The organism is Adlercreutzia caecimuris B7, from assembly GCF_000403355.2.
GTDB classification, from domain to species: domain Bacteria; phylum Actinomycetota; class Coriobacteriia; order Coriobacteriales; family Eggerthellaceae; genus Adlercreutzia; species Adlercreutzia caecimuris.
The window spans coordinates 281,061-297,357 of record NZ_KE159646.1 but is presented as its reverse complement, the minus strand read 5'-3'; the positions used below and the strand labels follow the sequence as shown (position 1 = coordinate 297,357).

The 16,297-nt window shown below is 61.0% G+C and carries 21 protein-coding genes; 6 read left to right on the top strand and 15 right to left on the bottom strand.

Annotated elements, in window-relative coordinates; translation table 11 throughout:
* Positions 1-49 precede the first annotated feature (49 nt).
* The 4 genes from C811_RS0102760 to C811_RS05395 are packed head-to-tail and all read left to right on the top strand — an operon-like array spanning position 50 to position 3,937.
* Positions 50-2,608 (top strand): YARHG domain-containing protein, encoded by a 2,559-nt coding sequence (locus C811_RS0102760; protein ID WP_016308495.1) that lies wholly within the window; start codon positions 50-52, stop codon positions 2,606-2,608.
* Positions 2,580-3,434 (top strand): N-acetylmuramoyl-L-alanine amidase, encoded by an 855-nt coding sequence (locus C811_RS0102755; RefSeq protein WP_016308494.1) that lies wholly within the window; start codon positions 2,580-2,582, stop codon positions 3,432-3,434. Before C811_RS0102760 ends, C811_RS0102755 begins: the two co-directional genes overlap by 29 nt.
* Before the next feature lie 46 nt (positions 3,435-3,480).
* Positions 3,481-3,735 carry a hypothetical protein gene (locus tag C811_RS05400; protein WP_016308493.1) on the top strand — a complete coding sequence of 85 codons (255 nt, stop codon included), beginning with the start codon at positions 3,481-3,483 and terminating at the stop codon, positions 3,733-3,735.
* Positions 3,728-3,937 (top strand): DUF3791 domain-containing protein, encoded by a 210-nt coding sequence (locus C811_RS05395; RefSeq protein WP_022926378.1) that lies wholly within the window; start codon positions 3,728-3,730, stop codon positions 3,935-3,937. The genes C811_RS05400 and C811_RS05395 overlap by 8 nt, the downstream gene beginning before the upstream one ends.
* A gap of 56 nt (positions 3,938-3,993) precedes the next feature.
* On the opposite strand, the gene C811_RS05390 is transcribed toward C811_RS05395, so the two are convergent.
* Both C811_RS05390 and C811_RS05385 read right to left on the bottom strand, forming a co-directional pair.
* Positions 3,994-4,458, bottom strand: coding sequence for a type II toxin-antitoxin system VapC family toxin (locus C811_RS05390; RefSeq protein ID WP_016308491.1), 465 nt, complete (start codon positions 4,456-4,458; stop codon positions 3,994-3,996).
* A gap of 1 nt (position 4,459) precedes the next feature.
* Positions 4,460-4,756: a type II toxin-antitoxin system RelB/DinJ family antitoxin gene (locus tag C811_RS05385; RefSeq protein ID WP_016308490.1), complete on the bottom strand. Its 297-nt coding sequence runs from the start codon at positions 4,754-4,756 to the stop codon at positions 4,460-4,462.
* Positions 4,757-4,907: 151 nt separating this feature from the next.
* Between C811_RS05385 and C811_RS05380 the strand changes: the two genes are divergently transcribed.
* Together C811_RS05380 and C811_RS05375 are read left to right on the top strand one after the other, a co-directional pair.
* The gene (locus C811_RS05380; RefSeq protein WP_016308489.1) at positions 4,908-5,165 is read left to right on the top strand and encodes a type II toxin-antitoxin system HicA family toxin; all 258 of its coding nucleotides are present in this window, start codon (positions 4,908-4,910) and stop codon (positions 5,163-5,165) included.
* The gene (locus C811_RS05375; RefSeq protein WP_016308488.1) at positions 5,162-5,491 is read left to right on the top strand and encodes a type II toxin-antitoxin system HicB family antitoxin; all 330 of its coding nucleotides are present in this window, start codon (positions 5,162-5,164) and stop codon (positions 5,489-5,491) included. The genes C811_RS05380 and C811_RS05375 overlap by 4 nt, the downstream gene beginning before the upstream one ends.
* A gap of 112 nt (positions 5,492-5,603) precedes the next feature.
* Here C811_RS05375 and C811_RS15670 read toward each other — a convergent pair whose 3' ends face one another.
* The 13 genes from C811_RS15670 to rpiB form a co-directional block, all read right to left on the bottom strand.
* Complete coding sequence (locus C811_RS15670) at positions 5,604-6,041, bottom strand: F0F1 ATP synthase subunit delta/epsilon (protein ID WP_016308487.1); 438 nt, start codon at positions 6,039-6,041, stop codon at positions 5,604-5,606.
* Complete coding sequence (atpD, locus tag C811_RS05370) at positions 6,041-7,486, bottom strand: F0F1 ATP synthase subunit beta (RefSeq protein ID WP_016308486.1); 1,446 nt, start codon at positions 7,484-7,486, stop codon at positions 6,041-6,043. Before atpD ends, C811_RS15670 begins: the two co-directional genes overlap by 1 nt.
* Entirely contained in the window at positions 7,487-8,416 is a 930-nt protein-coding gene (gene atpG, locus C811_RS05365; protein ID WP_016308485.1) for an ATP synthase F1 subunit gamma, read from the bottom strand.
* 12 nt (positions 8,417-8,428) lie between these two features.
* Positions 8,429-10,000, bottom strand: coding sequence for a F0F1 ATP synthase subunit alpha (atpA, locus tag C811_RS05360; RefSeq protein ID WP_031324738.1), 1,572 nt, complete (start codon positions 9,998-10,000; stop codon positions 8,429-8,431).
* Positions 9,994-10,572, bottom strand: a complete 579-nt coding sequence (gene atpH / locus C811_RS05355) for an ATP synthase F1 subunit delta (RefSeq protein ID WP_016308483.1) — start codon at positions 10,570-10,572, stop codon at positions 9,994-9,996. The genes atpA and atpH overlap by 7 nt, the downstream gene beginning before the upstream one ends.
* Positions 10,562-11,176: a F0F1 ATP synthase subunit B gene (gene atpF / locus C811_RS05350; RefSeq protein WP_016308482.1), complete on the bottom strand. Its 615-nt coding sequence runs from the start codon at positions 11,174-11,176 to the stop codon at positions 10,562-10,564. Before atpF ends, atpH begins: the two co-directional genes overlap by 11 nt.
* 48 nt (positions 11,177-11,224) lie before the next feature.
* Complete coding sequence (gene atpE, locus C811_RS05345) at positions 11,225-11,443, bottom strand: ATP synthase F0 subunit C (protein WP_016308481.1); 219 nt, start codon at positions 11,441-11,443, stop codon at positions 11,225-11,227.
* A gap of 152 nt (positions 11,444-11,595) precedes the next feature.
* A complete protein-coding gene (atpB, locus tag C811_RS05340) occupies positions 11,596-12,369 on the bottom strand; it encodes a F0F1 ATP synthase subunit A (RefSeq protein WP_016308480.1) in 774 nt (257 codons plus the stop codon).
* Between the two features lie 18 nt (positions 12,370-12,387).
* Entirely contained in the window at positions 12,388-12,669 is a 282-nt protein-coding gene (locus C811_RS05335; protein ID WP_016308479.1) for a hypothetical protein, read from the bottom strand.
* A gap of 346 nt (positions 12,670-13,015) precedes the next feature.
* The gene (locus tag C811_RS05330; protein WP_016308478.1) at positions 13,016-13,474 is read right to left on the bottom strand and encodes a deoxycytidylate deaminase; all 459 of its coding nucleotides are present in this window, start codon (positions 13,472-13,474) and stop codon (positions 13,016-13,018) included.
* A 26-nt stretch (positions 13,475-13,500) separates the two neighbouring features.
* Positions 13,501-14,139, bottom strand: a complete 639-nt coding sequence (upp, locus tag C811_RS05325; protein WP_016308477.1) for a uracil phosphoribosyltransferase — start codon at positions 14,137-14,139, stop codon at positions 13,501-13,503.
* 186 nt (positions 14,140-14,325) lie between these two features.
* The gene (glyA, locus tag C811_RS05320) at positions 14,326-15,582 is read right to left on the bottom strand and encodes a serine hydroxymethyltransferase (RefSeq protein WP_016308476.1); all 1,257 of its coding nucleotides are present in this window, start codon (positions 15,580-15,582) and stop codon (positions 14,326-14,328) included.
* 16 nt (positions 15,583-15,598) lie between these two features.
* Positions 15,599-16,033, bottom strand: coding sequence for a ribose 5-phosphate isomerase B (gene rpiB, locus C811_RS05315; RefSeq protein WP_016308475.1), 435 nt, complete (start codon positions 16,031-16,033; stop codon positions 15,599-15,601).
* Positions 16,034-16,297 lie beyond the last annotated feature (264 nt).

Sequence of the window (16,297 nt, the reverse complement as noted above, 5' to 3'; positions counted from 1 at the left end):
AATCTCAGACAAGGCTTCCGAATTTCCAAGTTTCTAGCGGGAGGTACTTATGGATTCTGATTACAAGGTTCTTATTCGTGATTACTTCGGGCCCGATAGTGGTTTCTTACGTTGGGAGGAGGGCTGTCCTCTCGTGCCGGCAGCCGTGCAGGTCTCTCTCAACCGGGAAACAGGCAAGGAGCATCTTCAGCTGCGCTTTCGCAACATCTCTGGAGAAGTGGTTAACGAATTTGCCTGGCGAGCCACGGTGAGGTTTGCCGATAGCACGACCCAGGACGTGCAAGAACGTCACCTCGATGTCGATCTCAATCCCGGCGGCATGTTCGATGCCACGCCCATCACCCTCAGCGGCACAAAGACAGTGGGGCTGGAAGTTCGTATCCTGAACGTGGAAGCAGAGAGCGATCCCTGGGCGTCCGAGGGGGCTATGAGCCTGCTCCCGCCACGAGCGATACTCGACTACGACGAGCATCTGCTTGCTGAGCGAAGCGCCCTTCTCCTTGAAAAGGGAGCAAGCGGAAAGCAGGAGGAAGCTCTATGGACTTGCTCGTGCGGTAGCCCCGGCAAGGGACTCGAACCTTGTCGCACGTGCGGCACGCCTTCCCCGCTCGCCGCCATTCCCGCGGATGGACAGGTTCAGAACAACGACAAATTTTGGATTTGTGCATGTGGTCAGCCCAATGTTCACAGAGATAAATGCTGGTCATGCGGGTGCTCGAAAGAATTGCTTCTCGACACCGAATCGATAGAGAGTATTCAGGCGTTTATTGATAAACGAGCGCAAGGACAAGTCGAGCAAGGGCGCAAAAAGAAAGCGTCGCGGAAGAGAGCCGGCGTCATGTCAGCCATTGCCATCGCTGCTGTTGTTGTGTTGGCTGGCGTGCTCTTCCTCAACTACTTAGACAATCATGTAGAACCGCGCAAGCCGGGCGAGTTGCCCAACGTGGCTGACATTATGCATGCCGCTCAAGATTGGACTTATGCCGACTATGACCAGGTGATTGATCCCGACGGAGAGTCGTCCCTTGATTTTCTTGAGGAATACGAAAAGAAAGAGCGTGCCGAGCACTACCACTCAGTCCTCTCAGATCTCGATTTTGACAAGCGATGGGCGGCACCGGACTCGATTCAATTTTTTATGGAGACCGACGACGTATCTTTTGCGGGTCGTCCCAGCGTTGCAGTGCTTTTTTTCGAGGGTACGACATACGACGGCCCTGAGATATATATGCTACCTACGGGTGAAGTTTACCTTTCCGACAGGATGATAAGCTATGGCCCCGAATCGGAGTGCAACCCGGAATATTGGGGAAGGGTTACCGATATGGACATAGTGCGCGAGATTGAGGAGCTGGGCAAATGCCCGAAAAGTGATATTCAACTCGGCGACGATAGCGAGGAGAACGACCGGTTCCTTCTGGAATCCCTCGGATTTCAGAATGCGAGCATCAACATTGAAAGCAGGGAATCGAAAGAGATCAAATATGCTGATGCGCTACTTTCGCTGCTGGATCAGATTAAAAATGACAAGGATGAGAAAGCCACGGGCTTTTGGGGTTCACAACAGCTATCGCTTGGCACCATTGAGTACAAAGGACAAACATATCACTTCGCGATTTCGCGAACGTCAAGTAGCGGTTCTCTGTTTTACTTTCCAGAAGATGATGAGTATCCGGAAATGTATGTGCCCAGTCAGATCTGGCTCGCTCCAACAGGCAGCTCGAGAACAAGCATTGTGATCTCCCCCGTTGATATTAGCGAATGCCCCGATGAAATAAGGCAGTGGGGAGAATTCTCCAGCGAGCTCGACGATGCTTCGGCCCTTCCCTCCCAAAGTGAAACCGAAAGCGATTCTTCTAATGCAGAGCAACTTGCCGAAACTGGTGAGGCCAGGATTGAACCCGCCAACGATAGCCCAGAAACTCCCTATTATTCCATTGATACAGAGGGGTTAACTTTAAAGTATCCTCAATACGAAAATGTTGGCTTCGAATATTACGATGGCTTTGATGAAAGTGATATGCGGCCTGGTGGAACCGGGTTCACTCTCTCCGCATATGAGGGAGGGGATCGAGGGAAGATGCCGCTTTTCTTCGTATCCTGTTATTCTGGCGAGGATGGGCCCGGAGAGGAGCGTTACGCAAACGCCTATGTGGGATCGGTCGATTCCGATATCGATGGTGCACTCAGAGTATATGTAGAGGTTCCCTTCGGAAATCAGGATGAGGGGGAGAAAGTAGCAAGAGAAGACGCCCAACACGTTGCAGAGAGCATTGTTCCCTATGTTGTGCTTAAAGGGGAAATTGATGCGACTGGGAATATCGACTACATCCTTCCCGAAAGCGATAGCAAAATGTATACACGAGCGGAGTTGGAAGGGCTGAGCGTGTGGGAGTTGTATCTGGCCCGCAACGAGGTGTTTGCCCGCTATGGGCGACAATTCAAGAACGATGATCTGGCTGATTACTTCTCCTCTCAACCGTGGTACAACGGCGAGTATTCGCCAGAGGATTTCGACGGCTGGTTCAGTCCCAACGAATACGAGAAAGCAAACATGGACCTCATCTTGGAGATTGAACATGAGCAAAACTCACCTTATCTCAACTAAACGACTCTCGCTCGTCATTCTGGCAATATCGGCGGCCATGGCTTCCACGCTGCTCTTTGGGTGCACCGATACGGCCGATAAACGAGGCGAGGCGGGTAAAGCGGTCCAGGCGGAGCCTCAGCAGATAGAGGTCGAGCCCGTTCGCGATTGCCCCAAACCGACAAACGATGAGGACGAGGTTGGAGCGGACACGAGAGAACGGCCTGTCAGAACTGACGCCGAGGCCGACGCCAGCGAAGCATCGGACGCCGAGTCAACCGCCGTCCCCGTTATCGCCATCACAGAAGATTTCCGCGAAAGCTTCGACCATGGGCCCAAAGGAGCCGAGTACCAGAAGTACATCGTGCTGCACGACACCGAAGGCAAATCGGATGCGGCCTCCGTGATCGACTGGTGGGACTCCAACGGGAACCTCGTCGCTGCCCACTTCATCGTGAATAAGGACGGCAGCATCTGGCAATGCGTTCCCTTGGATCGCATTGCACATCATGCCGGCTACGGCGACACGGGGCACAACGAGCAATACAGCATTAGCGAAGACGGTCGCGATGATATGAAGGGCTCCTCCCCCATCGGCGGCGCCTTCGCTGATTACGGTATGAACGGTTCATCCATCGGCATCGAGATGGTGCACGTGAGTGGCGAGGACGACTACCCCGAAGCGCAGCTTGATGCCCTAGATGCGCTCATCGCCTACATCGACGACTATTATGGCTTCGAGAGCGAGATCATCGATCACAAAGCCTGGCGCAGCGGCAACTCCGACACTTCACCCGAATTCGCCGATTTCCTTCAGAGCTACCAGACAAAGCGCAAGCACGCATAAGCCCAGAAGGCGCTTCGCCATCTTTCCTGCGAGGAAGTGATGCTTCTTGACTGAGACGACGCCCACCATCATGCAGAACTTCGATTCCGAGGTATCCCGGCTCATCGCCGAGAGCCGTGGGCTTGACGCCCTTGAGGCACTCCGACTCTTTCTCCCATCGGAAACCCGCCTGATGCTCCTCGACGACAACCTGAAGATGTGGCACTTCAGCCCGCTGGCAGTCTTCGATATGTGGGAAAACGAGCAAGCTACCGGAGATCCGCGCAACTCGCTGTACCTGCGAGGTGATGAGATTGCCTAAGGAATTCGTGTTCTTCACCTATCTGCTGGAAAGCTACGCGCAGAGCCGCCATACGAGAGCGGCGGATGTGCTCGCAGCCCTCGATGCCCAGGGTCGTACCGAGTTCGTCTACAACATGTACGAGATGTACCACAGCGAGGCTATCGAGAACGCCTTCCGCGACATCGACAGCCTCATCGCCACTGGCGAGCCCGGGTGGTGAGCGCCGTTGCCTCAGCTTTGTAGGCGCCGTTGCGGAGGCTCAAACATCGAAGATCTCTAAAGCTCGACCTCGTCGTAGTCGAGGCCGTGCGCATCCCGCATCCACCGGAAGAACTCGTCGCAGTCCATGACGGGAACGAGGCCTTGGGGGAAATCGTGTTGGTTTCGCGTGATGAGAGCGTCGGCCCTCAGCGCCAGGGTGATCTCGTAGAGGAGGTAGTCTTCCGGATCGCGCCGCGAGGCGGCGAGCATCAGATCGACCTCTCTCTCGCCTGCCGCGCACACGTTCACGAACGTACGCAAACCCCGCAACTGCTCCATGACGACATCGATCTCGTTCGCTCGCCCTCCGTTGGAGAGAATGTACACGAGATCGGTTGCCTGCGACGAGGAGATCCACAACTCGAACTCTCCCACACGGCCGCCGATCATCAGCAACCGCGCCTTCTTGTAATGCGGTTCGCGCTCGTTCAGATAGTCGATGACCACATTGGTGTCGAGAAGCAGCTTGACCTGGGCCATGTCACACCAGCCCCTTGGCGGCAAGACGATCGAGGTTGATCTCCGCCTTCGTCATGGTGTCGAAGCGCGTGGCGCGTTTGCACGAGAGACCGTCGACGAAGCTCGCCGCCGATGCCCACCGTTCCGCAGCGGGCTTCAAGTCGTCCTGAAGAAGGAAGTCGGCACTCCCCTCCTCTATCAGGCGATCGAACATGAGGTTCACCGCCTGCGAGGCATTGAGTCCGCTTCTTTGCAGCACGCGCATTCCCCGCTGCTTCTTCTGCTCGGGCATACGCCCCGTCACCATTGCATCGGCCATGTCGACTCTCCTTCCACGTTGTACAACATTTTGAGTACAACAATTCAAAAAGTCAAGTCTGTTCCTTCCTGATCATTCTCGCTACCCTCTCTGCATCCTATTGACATATGCAAGATTTGCAACTAATATTCAGTTGCAGAAGGAAGACGTCATGACGCAAATAGAAAAGCTTCTCGAGGCACTGCTATCGACGCCGAGCACTTACCGCTTTCGCGATTTTGTGCGCATTATGGAGCATCTCGGTTACGAACTCGACCATAAAGGAATCTCATCGGGATCGCGGATCAGATTCTTTCGAGAGAAGGACGGGCGCATGTTCCTCATGCATTCCCCTCATCCATCAAACGAGATGAGTCGCGGAGCGATTCGTGCCGCAGTGAAGTTCTTGGGCGGAGAGGAAACGCTATGAGCAATGTTCTCGTGTATAAAGGTTATTACGCCACCGTTGAGTTCGACGGCGACTCCCGCATGCTCTGCGGGTCGGTTGTTGGCATGAACGATGGCGTCTACTTCGAGTCGCAAAGCGCCGCCGACATCGATCATGCCTTCCGCGAGGCCGTCGATGACTACCTCGCCTTCTGTGCGGAGAAAGGCAAGGAGCCGGAAAAGTCCTACAAGGGCTCGTTCAACGTGCGCGTGAACCCCGAGGTGCATCGCGCGGCCGCGATGGCGGCCGCGGCGCGGAAAGAGTCCCTGAACCAATTCGTCGCTGAGGCAATCGCCGCCGCTCTTTAGCATGCGGCGGCACCCAAACTAAGAGGAGCGCCCCGGATGGGACGCCCCTCAAAACAGGCTCAAATGCTTGCGGGCTCGCTTGCCAACGGCCGCGCCCCGAGGGGCGCTCTCGCTAGGCGGCGGCTCCGCTCACGTGCTTCAGCTGCGCCTCGCACCACTCCAGCTTCTTCTGGTTGGTGACGAGGGTGGCCTGATCCTGCGGATCGTCGGACGAGCCGAGATCCGCGATAATCGCGCGGCATTCATCGGCCTCGGCCTTCACGGCCTCGGCGTCGATGTCCTCCACGGCGCATCCGAACCGGGCGAGCACCGTCACCTGGTCGTCCAGAACCGACGTAGCGCCGCCCATGACCAGGAACTGCCTCTTGTCCTGCTCGTTCTCCCCGACGGTCAGCGTCACGACGCCGCCCTCGCGGTTGAGCGAGACCGCTAGCTCGTGGCCGGGCAGCACACCGAAGTAGCCGTCCGTGCCGGGGATGCTGGCATAGGAGACCTCGCCCTGGAACAGAGCGCGATCCGGAAGGGCCACCGTGCAGCGCATAACGGCCATTAGTTGCCGTCCTTCTGCATGGCGTCAAAGGCCTCGTAGACCTGCTCAATGGCGCCCTTGTTCACGAAGCACTGCTCCGGAATGTGGTCGCACTTGCCGTCCAGGATCTCCTTGAAGGAGCGCACGGTGTCCTCGACCTTCACGTACACGCCGGGCAGGCCCGTGAAGACCTCGGCCACGTGGAAGGGCTGGCCCAGGAACTTCTGCACCTTACGGGCACGGTTCACGGTCAGCTTCTGATCCTCGGACAGCTCGTCCATACCCAGAATGGCGATGATGTCCTGCAGGTCCTTGTACTGCTGCAGGATCTGCTGCACGCCCATGGCCACGTCGTAGTGCTCCTGGCCGACGATCTCGGGATCCAGCGCGCGAGAGGTGGACTCCAGCGGATCCACGGCCGGGTAGATGCCCAGCTCGGCGATGGAGCGGGACAGAACGGTCTTCGCGTCCAGGTGGGTGAACGTGGTGGCCGGGGCCGGGTCGGTCAGGTCGTCGGCGGGCACGTAGACGGCCTGCACCGAGGTGATGGAGCCGGTCTGCGTGGAGCAGATGCGCTCCTGCAAGTCACCCATCTCGGTGGCCAGCGTCGGCTGGTAGCCCACAGCGGAGGGCATACGGCCGAGGAGTGCGGACACCTCGGAGCCTGCCTGGGTGAAGCGGAAGATGTTATCGATGAACAACAGCACGTCCTGGCCCTGATCGCGGAAGTACTCCGCCTCGGTCAGGCCCGCCAGACCCACGCGCAAACGGGCTCCCGGAGGCTCGTTCATCTGGCCGTACACCAGGCAGGTCTTCTCGATAACGCCGGAATCGGTCATCTCGAGATAGAGGTCGGTACCCTCGCGGGTACGCTCGCCCACGCCGGTGAACACCGAGGTGCCGCCGTGCTCCTGGGCCAGGTTGTTGATGAGCTCCTGGATGCACACCGTCTTGCCCACGCCGGCGCCGCCGAACAGACCCGTCTTGCCGCCCTTCACGTAGGGCTCGATCAGGTCGACGACCTTAATGCCGGTCTCGAAGGTCTCGGTGGTGGTCACCAGGGTGTCGAACGGCGGGGCCGGATGGTGAATCGGGCGCCACTCGACGTCTTCGGGCATGGGCTTGCCGTCAACGGGCTCGCCCAGCACGTTCCAAATACGGCCCAGGGTCGCCTTGCCCACGGGCATCATGATGGGGGCGCCGGTATCGACGGCCTCCAGGCCGCGCACCATGCCGTCGGTCGACGTCATGGCGACGGTGCGGACGATGTCGCCGGGCAGGTGCGTCTGCACCTCGAGCACGGTGGACACTTCGCCCGAGGGGGTTTGTGCCTTCACGGTAAGGGCGTTGTAGATGGCCGGCATGGCGTCTGCCGGGAACTCCACATCCACAACGGCGCCGACGATACGGACGATGCGTCCGGTGGCGCCTCCCTTGGCCGCTTCAGTAGAAGTGTTATCAGCCATTTAATCCTCCAAAGCTGCGGCACCGCCCACGATCTCGGTGATCTCCGTGGTAATGGCGCCCTGGCGCACGGTGTTGTACACGCGCTCCAGGGTGGAGACCATCTCGTTCGCGTTATCGGTAGCCGATTTCATCGCGTTGCGGCGAGCGCCTTGTTCGCCCGCTGCGGAATCGAGCATCGCGTAGTAAAACGCGTTGTTCAGGTAGGCGTTCATCATGTAGGACATGACCGACTCCGTGCTCGGCTCGAAGTCGATGTCGCCCGGGATGGCGGAGTCGTCCTTTTCGCGGAAGGACTTGAACACGTCCTCCTCCTTGGCCTTAAGGCCCAGAAGATCCACGTAGGATTCCTCTTTCACCGGCAGCACCTGCTGCTCCACCAAGGTCTGCTCGGCGGCGTTCTTCGCGTGGTTGTACACGATGAACACCTCGTCGAGCTTGCCCTCGGCGTACGCCTGCATCACGTAGCCGGACAGCTCGGCCGCCTGAGCGAACTCGGGGTCGGCCGAATAGCCCGCGAAGGAGAAGACCGGCTCGATGCCGCGGTAGGTGAAGTACCCGATGGCCTTCTTGCCGCAGGCAGCCACCTCCACCTCGGCGCCCTCGCGCTGCTTGAGCTTCATGAGCTTCTCCACGTAGCGAAGCACGTTGGTGTTGAAACCGCCCGCGAGGCCCCGGTCCGAGGTGACGGCGACGATGAGCACGCGTTTCACCTCGTCGTGGACCTGCAACAGCGGCTCGTTGTCCAGATGAGCGTACTTTGCCGTGCTGATGAGCATGTCTGAGATGGCGACCGCCCAAGGCAGCGCGTTGTCCACGCGCTCGGAAGCACGGCGAATCTTGGCAGCTGCGACCATTTCCATGGTGCGCGTGATCTGCTTCGTCGAAGAGACGGATTTGATTCGCCGTTCGATGTCGTGTAGGTTGGGCATGGTCTACCTACCTTACGCTGTGGCGTCGAAGGACTGCTTGAAGGCGGCGATGGCCTCCTTCATGGCGGTCTCGGTCTCGGCGGTCAGCTTCTTCTCCTTGTTGATCGTCTCGATGATCTCCGGCTTGGAAGCGCGGATGGAGGCGAGCAGCTCGGCGCGGAAACGGACCACGGCATCCAGCGGCAGGTCGTCGAGGAAGCCCTCGTTGCCGGCGAAGATGGCGATGACCTGCTCGGCCACGGGCATCGGGTTGTAACGGCCCTGCTTCAACAGCTCCGTCATGTGGGAGCCGCGGGTTAGCTGATCCTGCGTGGCCTTGTCCAGGTCGGAACCGAACTGGGTGAAGGCCTGCAGCTCGCGGTAGCTCGCGAGATCCAGACGCAGGGAGCCGGCCACCTGCTTCATGGCCTTGATCTGCGCGGAGCCGCCCACGCGGGACACCGAGATGCCCACGTCGACTGCCGGGCGCTGGCCCTGGAAGAACAGGTCGGTCTGCAGGAAGATCTGACCGTCGGTGATGGAGATCACGTTGGTCGGAATGTAGGCGGACACGTCGCCGGCCTGGGTCTCGATGATCGGCAGAGCCGTCATGGAGCCGCCGCCGTTCTCGTCGGACATCTTCACCGCGCGCTCCAGCAGGCGGGAGTGCAGGTAGAACACGTCGCCGGGATAGGCCTCGCGTCCGGGCGGGCGGCGCAGGGTCAGCGACATCTGGCGGTAGGCCACGGCCTGCTTGGACAGGTCATCGTAGACGATGAGCACCGCGCGGCCGCGGTTCTCGGCGTCGGCGGGCCTGCCGTTGGCGCCATTGTAGACGAAGTACTCGCCCATGGCGGCGCCGGCCATCGGCGCGATGTACTGCAGCGGAGCCGAATCGGAGGCGGTAGCAGCCACGATGATGGTGTTCTTCATGGCGCCGTGGCGCTCGAGGGTCTCCACCACGCCGGCCACCGTGGAGGCCTTCTGGCCGATGGCGACGTAGATGCAGATCATGTCCTGATCTTTTTGGTTGATGATGGCGTCGATGGCGATAGCCGTCTTACCGGTCTGGCGGTCGCCGATGATGAGCTCGCGCTGGCCACGGCCGATCGGCACCATGGAGTCGATGGCCAGGATACCGGTCTGCATGGGCTCGTTCACCGGCTGGCGGGAGATAACGCCCGGAGCCTTGAACTCCACGGGACGGGTGCCCTCGGCCTTAATGGGGCCCTTGCCGTCGATCGGCTGGCCGAGCGGGTTCACCACGCGGCCGAGCATGGACTCGCCGGCGGGAACCTCTACGATACGGCCGGTCGTGCGGACCTGGTCGTTTTCCTTGATTGCGGTGACGTCACCCAGAAGCACGGCGCCGACCTCGTCCTCTTCGAGGTTCTGGGCCAGACCGTACACGGTCTTGCCGCCCTCTCCGATGAACTCGAGCAGCTCACCGGCCATGGCATCGCGGAGACCGTCGACGCGCGCAATGCCGTCGCCGACCTGGATGACCGTGCCCACCTCGCGGGACTCGACGCTGACGGTCAGCGACTCGAGCTGCTTCTTCAGCGCGGCGTCAATGGACTGTGCGGTGATTTCAGTCACTAGCATTCACCTCCATCTGTTGTGTCTTTGAGGACGTTGCGGGCGCGATTGAGCTGCGAGATCATGCTCGCGTCAATGTAGTTGCCGTCCACGTCCATGATGATGCCGCCCAAGATAGACTTGTCGATGCGCTCGCGCAGCACCGCCTTCTTGCCCAGGTCAGCCTCTGCTTTTTCCGTAATAAGTTGGCGCAGCCCGTCGTCGAGGGGCACCGCGGTGGTCACGTCCACCACGCAAATCCCCAAGCGCTCGCCGATCAGCGCGCGGAACTCGTCGTTCACCCGGGGCAGCAGGTCGGCCTGGCCGCGCTCGGCCATGACCGCCAGCACCTCGCGGAACGCCACGTGCGCATCGGCGAAGACGTTCTCCACCAGCGCACGGCGCTGCTCGGGGGTGAAATCGGGGTTCGAGAGCGCCATGGTGAGGTCCAAGTCGGCGCGCATGGCGCGGATGACCTCAGCCATCTGCTCGCGCACCTCGAGAACGCCCTCCTGGCCCGCAGCCTCGTTGGCGCTGTCGAAGAGCACCGACGCGAAGACGGCGACTTCCTCTTTGACGACGAGACGATTAGTTGCCATTGAAGCTCCCTGCCTCTTTGACGTAGCGCTCGATGATGGCGCGGTGCTCGCCCTCGGTCAGGTCCTGGCCGATGAGGCGGGACGCGACATCCACCGACGTGTCGGCGATCGAGGACTGGAGCTCGGCCACGGCGGCCTTCTTCTCGGCCTCGATGGCGGCCTTCGCCTTGGCGATCATGTCGGCCGCCTCGGTCTGGGCCTGAGCGGTGATGTCGGCCTTCACGGCCTCGCCCACCGCGCGGGCGTCAGCGATGATCTGAGCCGACTGGGTCTTGGCGTCAGCCAGCTGCTGCTGGTACTCCGCAAGCACGCGCTCGCTTTCAATCTGAGCCTCTTCGGACTTCTTCAGAGCCTCGCGGATGGTGTTCTCGCGCTTCTCGAGCATGCCGGCGAACATGGGCCAGCCGAACTTCGCGAGAATGATCCACAGGATGATGAAGGCGATGAGCATGGGGATGAACTCCGCCATGTCGGGGAGAATGGCGGACAGGCCGCCCGACTCCTCCTCGCTAGCAAACGCGAGCGCAGGGAAAGCAGCGTTCAGGGCCACGGCGCCGAAGGCGACCTTGGCCACTGCTTTGTTCGCTCTTGTCTTCACGTGCATACCTCTTTCTTGCCTCTGCAGGCTTCCGAATTGATTGATGAGACGGATTTAGAGGATGAACGCGAGCACGAAGCCGATGAGGGCCAGAGCCTCGGCCAGAGCGGCGCCGATGATGAAGTTGGTGAACAGACGGCCCTGCACCTCGGGCTGACGGGCGGTGCCCACGCAGCAGCCGTAGCAGGCGATGCCGATGCCCAGGCCAGGGCCGATGGTGGCCAGGCCGTAGCCGACGAGCTTCAGCGCAGCGATGACGAAAACAGTTTCCACAATTTCCTCCTTAAAGGTCGTTTTTGAGCCTGTTTCCCAAAAACACTTAACGGATATGGTCTCCGGCTTTGGAGGAGCCGGCTTAACCCAGGGGGGGGGCGGAGGCCTTCCAGCCTCCCGACGCCGAGAAGGGCGCTTAAGGTCGGTGCGGCCTAGTGGGCCGACGTGGCGATCTGGACGTAGACCGCGGAGAGCACCGTGAACACGTAGGCCTGCAGGAAGGCGACGAGCGTCTCCAGGGCGTACATGGCGATGAGCAGGATGAACCACGGCAGCGACAGCACGCCGGAGATGGGGTCGAGCGCCTGGATGCCCACCGTGAGGAACACGCTGGAAGCCAGGGCGAAAATGCCGAGGACCATGTGGCCGGCGAACATGTTGCCGTAGAGTCGGACGGCCAGCGTCAGCCAGCGGATCACCGTGGAGATGAGCTCCAGAAACCAGATGACCGGCACCATGACGGTGGGCAGGCCCGAGGGGGCGAAGGACTTCAGATAGGCCAGGCCGCCCTTGGCCTTGATGCCCCAGAAGTTGAAGTAGACAAACGAGATGGTGGCCAGCGCCCAGGTCACCGAGATGGTGCCCGTCGGCGTCTTGCAGCCGGGGATGAGTCCCACGAAGTTCGACACCAGGATGAAGAAGAACATCGTGGCCAGAAACGGCACGTGCTTCTTAAAGCCGTGGCCGATGATGCCCTCGCCCATGTCGTTGCGGACGAACTGGTAGCCGTACTCCACGGTGTTCACGAACTTGTTCGTGGGAATAAGGGTGAGCTTCTTGGCCACCACGAGCACAATGGCGCAGGTGATGATCCAGCAGATGACCATCCAGACGATGTACTGGGTGACCCCGCCGAACACAACGGTGGGATCGAAGGATGCCTGGAGATGGGGCACCTCAGCCGAGAGAGTTGAAAGAGCGTCCACGTATCAACCTTTCCTATGCTATTTCCGGACCAGCTTGCTCACACCGAAGACGATGGCGGTGAGCGAAAGCGCCACGGCTTCCGACAGGACGAAGGGCAGCGCGAGATCGCGAGCCAGCGAGATGCAGAGGAGAGCGGCGGCGAACATGAGGATGAACGAGATGAGAAGGCAGACCATGAGCACGCCCATATGTCCGAAATTGCCCGAGTCCGTCATGTGCCTTACCCGGTGCAAACCGAAGATAAGCGGGGAAAACCCCGCTATACCCGCTGCCACACCGAGTACGATTGCCAGTGCCATACCCTGCTTCCGTTTGGGCGCCTACGCGCTGAAAACCCAATAAACCGTAATGTATGATAACGGCTTGCCAACAGATGGCGCCCGAAACAACCCTTTAATTGGTGAGCGGTGAAAAGTTCGCGTAGTCGGAGGAGCCTGTGATCTGGGCAAATTGTGCACGTGCACGAAACTTTGTTGCGGCCCCCTCGGTCGGAGGCGGCGGATATCCCAACTCCCTCAGGCAATCCTCGCTTTGGGGAAGTGTCCACTGGACACTTCCCGTCGCCGTGGAACTCGCTCGGTTGGGACACCCGTCGTCTCCTCTACGCTCAACCTTTAGTTGAAGAGAGGAGCGCGTTCCACTTCCCTACTCCCCTGCGTACTCGCGGACGAGGATGCCGGATTCAGCGAGAAGCTGTTGGGAAAGCTCGTCGGGGTACGGGTTCTGGTACACGATCTCCTTGATGCCGGCGTTGATGAGCATCTTGGCGCACACGACGCAGGGCTGGGTATTCACGTAAATGGTGGCGCCGTCGATATCGGTGCCGAAGCGGGCCGCCTGGATGATGGCGTTCTGCTCGGCATGCAGGCCGCGGCAGATCTCGTGGCGCTGGCCGCTCGGCACGCCGAGCTGCTGGCGCAAACATCCGGTCTCGGAGCAATGGGCGAGCCCGGTGGGCACGCCGTTGTAGCCCGTGGCCAGAATGCGGCGGTCCTTCACGATGATAGCCCCCACCCCGCGGCGCAAGCATGTGGTGCGCTCGGCCACCTGGTTGGCCAGGCCCATGAAGTACTCGTCCCAGCTGGGGCGGTTATCTGCTGACATTGGTGCTCCTTCCCATCGCGCCCCCGCTACTTCGTGCCGAAGATGCGGTCGCCGGCGTCGCCGAGGCCGGGCACGATGTAGGCGCGCTCGTTCAGCCCCTCGTCGATGGAGCAGGTGTAGATGCGCACGTCGGGATCGGCCTCAAGCACCGCCTCGATGCCCTCGGGCGCGGCCACGAGCACCATGAGCTTGATGTTCTTCACACCTTGCTTGCGCAGGTACTGGATGGCCGCCACGGCCGAGCCGCCGGTGGCGAGCATCGGGTCCACCACGAGCACGTCGCGCTGATCGATGCTGTCGGGCAGCTTCGCGTAGTACTCGTGGGGCTCGTGGGTCTCGGGGTCGCGGTACATGCCCACGTGTCCCACGAAGGTGGAGGGCATGAGCTCCTGCAGGCCGTCCACCATGCCCAGCCCGGCGCGCAGGATGGGCACGATCACCATCTTCTTGCCCGCCACCTGCTTGCAGTCGGCCGTGCAGATGGGGGTCTCCACCTTCACGTCCTCCAGGGCCAGATCGCGGGTGGCCTCGTAGCCCTCGAACAGGGCCAACTCGCGCACGAGCTGGCGGAAGTCCTTGGAGGAGGTGTTCTTGTTGCGCAGCTTCGACAGCTTGTGCTGCACCATGGGATGATCGATGACGACGACGCGGTCGTTGTACTCCATAACGCGCTTCCTTTCGTGTGGATCGAGAAGGCAGTCCCGCCGGGGAAGGGCCCGGCGACGGCTCGTGCTCGGGCAGGCCCTCGCTTTCGGAAATATTGGTGTGGGGATTTTACCCCAATATTTCCGAGTCTGCGGAATCTGCGCGCGAACCGTCGCCGGGCCCTTCCCCTGCCCTCACTTTATTGTCTAGTACTCCAGTCCCGGATACAGCGGGTGGGCGTCCAGCAGGGCGTTCACCCGGCGGCGCACATCGGCGAGCTTGGCCTCATCGGCGGCGTTGAACACCGTGGTGGCGATGAGCTGGCCCACCTCGTAGAAGTCCTCGGCGGTAAATCCGCGGGTGGTGGCCGCGGCGCTTCCCACGCGGATGCCGCTCGTCACGAAGGGCGAGCGCTGCTCGTTGGGAATGGAGTTCTTGTTCACCGTGAGCCCCACGCCCTCCAGCAGCTTCTCGGCGTCCTTGCCGGTGATGTCGGAGGCGGTAAGATCCACGAGGCACAGGTGGTTGTCGGTGCCGCCGGACACCAGGCGCAGGCCGCCGTCGATCATGCCCTGGCCGAGAGTGCGGCAGTTCTCCACCACGTGCTCCATATAGGTGCGGTACGCAGGGCGCAGGGCCTCGCCGAAGGCCACGGCCTTGCCGGCGATGACGTGCATGAGCGGGCCGCCCTGGGCGCCGGGGAAGATGGCCTTGTTGATCTTGGCCCCCAGCTCGTCGGAGTTGGTGAGGATGAAGCCGCCGCGCGGGCCGCGCAGGGTCTTGTGGCTCGTGGAGGTGACGATATCGGCATGGGGCACCGGGCTCGGGTGCAGGCCCGCGGCCACGAGGCCGGCGATGTGGGCCATATCCACCATGAGGTAGGCGCCCACGGAATGGGCGATCTCGGCCATGCGCTCGAAGTCGATGAAGCGCGGGTACGCGCTCGCGCCCGCCACGACCACCTTCGGGCGGCACTCCTTGGCGATGCGCTCCACCTCGTCGTAGTCGATGACCTCGGTTTCCGGATCCACGCCGTAGGAGACGATGTGGTACAGCAGCCCCGAGAAGTTCACGGGGCTGCCGTGGGTGAGGTGCCCGCCGTGATCGAGGCTCATGCCGAGCACCGTGTCGCCGGGCTCGATGATGGAAAGATAGGCGCCGAAGTTCGCGCTGGCGCCGGAGTGGGGCTGCACGTTGGCGTACTTGGCGCCGTACAGCTCGCAAGCCCGGTCGCGGGCCAGATCCTCCACCATGTCGACCTTCTCGCAGCCGCCGTAATAGCGACGGCCCGGGTAGCCCTCGGCGTACTTGTTCGTCAGCACGCTGCCCACGGCCTCCATCACGGCGCGGGAGGTGAAGTTCTCCGACGCGATGAGCTCCACACTGACGCGCTGGCGCGCCAACTCGGCCCGCAGGCACTCGGTTACCTGAGGGTCTTCCCCGGCGAGAAATTCCAAAGCCATAAAATCGTCTCCTTTGCTAGTCAAGGGCCATGATCTTTTCGACGCGACCGGCGTGGCGACCACCGCCGAAGTCGGTGGCGAGGAAGGCGTCGAGGATGCGCTCGTTCTCCTCGAGCGGCACGAAGCGGCCGGAAAGCGTGATGACGTTCGCGTCGTTGTGCTCGCGGCACAGCGCAGCGAACTCAGGGTTGATGATGTTGGCGGCGCGCGCGCCGGGCACCTTGTCGGCGGCCATGGCCATGCCGATGCCGGTGCCGCACACGAGCACGCCGTAGTCAGCGGAGCCATCGGCCACATCCCGGGCCACGGGCGCGGCGTAGTCGGGGTAATCCACCCGATCGTCGTTGGCAGGACCGCGATCGACGACCTCGTGCCCCTTCCCCTTCAGGTAATCCACGAGGGCCTGTTTCTGCTCGAAGCCGGCGTGGTCGCTTCCGATGCTCACGCGCATGGGCGTCCGTCCTTTCCAACGCTGGGGCACAACGTACCTATTGTATGCGCTTGGACCCCTGCCACGCTCCGCGCTTCCGCTATCCGCACCAAATCGCGACGGATGGCATCCTGCACCTGTTTCCGAAAACCTTGCTTTTGTGCAGCAAACTCCGCGAGATAGACTTTGCTCTGTCGCACGAGAACCTGGCACACCGAAAAGGGCCCAAGAATTGCCGAAATCGGTTTGATTTGATCTATTCAAAATTGGGAATAATCTATTTCG